This window comes from Sphingomonas echinoides, assembly GCF_029623395.1.
Classification (GTDB): Bacteria; Pseudomonadota; Alphaproteobacteria; order Sphingomonadales; family Sphingomonadaceae; genus Sphingomonas; species Sphingomonas echinoides_A.
On sequence record NZ_JAPYKK010000078.1, the window covers coordinates 1 to 1,993 of the forward strand.

Annotated in this window: 2 protein-coding genes; one reads left to right on the forward strand and one right to left on the reverse strand. The window is 52.2% G+C overall.

What is annotated here, in order from left to right; translation table 11 throughout:
- On the forward strand, positions 1 to 470 hold a 470-nt coding region (locus QBJ92_RS20495), incomplete at its 5' end, for a Crp/Fnr family transcriptional regulator (RefSeq protein WP_277971538.1).
- 118 nt (positions 471 to 588) lie between these two features.
- Here the strand turns inward: QBJ92_RS20495 and QBJ92_RS20500 are convergent.
- Positions 589 to 972, reverse strand: coding sequence for a hypothetical protein (locus tag QBJ92_RS20500; protein WP_277971539.1), 384 nt, complete (start codon positions 970 to 972; stop codon positions 589 to 591).
- Positions 973 to 1,993 lie beyond the last annotated feature (1,021 nt).

Below are 1,993 nucleotides of genomic sequence, written 5' to 3' on the forward strand. Positions count from 1 at the left end.
GTGTGGCTGACCACAGCGTGCAGACGCTTACCGAGAGCGATGTCGCTTTCATCCCGCGCGAAGCTATCAGGAAGCTAGCCTTCGAGCGCCCGAACGTCGGGATGGCAATGTGGCATGACTCACTCGTCGATGCGTCTATCTTTCGCGAATGGATCGCGAACGTCGGTCGGCGTGACGCGCAGACGCGCATCGCCCACCTCCTCTGCGAGTTCTCGCTAAGGCTGAAGATCGCAGGACTGGGAGAGCCGACCAATTACGAGTTGCCAATGACACAGGAGCAGCTTGGAGACTGCGTTAGCTTAACCACGGTGCACGTGAACCGCACATTGAAAGCGCTTGAAAGCGCAAACCTGATCGCCCGTAGCACCAGCCGAGGAATCATAATCGGCGACTGGAAAAAGTTGGCGTATGCGGCTGACTTTGACAGCACCTATCTGCACCTGCGTGGTAATGAGCCGGCGTTTGATTGAATGTCTGCTGTCTACCAGGCTCTGACATCCGCGATCGGCAGTGCATTGGATTTCTGCATCACCGCTATGCCTAGATTCCTGCCGTTCCGAGCGTGATGCGAAACCTGGGATTTTTGCATCAGGGATGTGAGGGCGGCTCCAAAAGCCAAAGACGGGCAGCAGTAACGTCGTCCTCAAAATACTGAACCGGACGATCGCGCGCCGCGCGCTGAACCTGCATCTTAGAAAGAGATTTCGTGACGACGATCGCAATTCGCCGTGAGTAGTGTGCAGGGTTGTGCAGAACCTTCTCGAACGCCGCAACTGATACTTGCGATTGAATTTTCATATCGCGAATATCAATTAAAGTGAGATGCTGGTTCGGCCCGCAGCGCAGCTGCTGATGCGCCAAGTCTCGCGCCGCAGCGAATTCCGCTACATCCGCGGGCTCGTAGAAGCCCGCCATGTGACAGGTGACCAGACTGAGGGCCGGGTCAACTTCAAAGCTGTAGGTTGGCGTCATTGCCCTCCACTACCAGTAGCTCGTTATCGAATCATTGCTTCCGGTGACCGTATGTCACTGCGCTGATGCGAAAATCTTGATTTTGCATCAGGAACAACCGGGTTTGGTGAAGAGCCGCTCGTCTGCTCTTGGGCTGGGATCAACGTATACAGCCGCTCGTTCAGCTTGCAGGGCAGGGGGGCTAAGCAGCTAATTGGGTAAAAGTCGCTAGCTCGCTCTAGGATTTGGGGTGGCTACTGTCCAGAATCGACGGATTAAGCACTGCCACAGGTGCTAACGCGTTATCCCGTCAAACCCTTCTTGCAGTAGACCGACTGGGCTTCTTACGATTGATATTACGCTAATCTGTCGACAGAATTACCTCGTACGCTTTTGAAATAATAATCATCTTTCCGAGTCACATTTCCATTCAATTTGCTGTTACCGCTGAATGATTGATTCTTTATTTCTTGGTAAACATCCATAGAACCGTTGCTATATGAAGTCACAACAGTCTGAAGCCTTCCAGCTACGAATACCTGCTGGTCAACTTCATAGGTCTGCCTAACTGGCAGCTGAGCATCAATCGATAGCGCCCCGTCGCTAAATTTGTTGCTCGACAAGTTTTTGCGGGCTTTTACGTTATCTGAACTCGTTGCGGCATCTGAAACGGCGCGCGGAACGTTCGCTCTGACAGAGCTTGAACCACTCGATATCACTCGAGGAGGAAGACCAGATGCAATACGCACAATACCTTATACGAAATATTTGTGCTAAAAGCGTTTAATCAATTTCGTTAAAATCGGTCCTAAACTTCTGCTGGCATACGACTTTGGTCTAATTCTAGCTCACGGGTCGCTGTGCGTACTATAAACATTTCCTTGGCTGTCAATCTCAGTGTCTCTGACGGTCCGCATCAGAGGACGTTTGTACAAACGACCCGGCAGGGGAGCTGTACAGACTGTTTGGGTGGTTAGTTCTTGGCTGTTGCCAAGGTGTGCGCGACCAAGGCGTTCGCGTGACCATGACCGATCCCATGGTC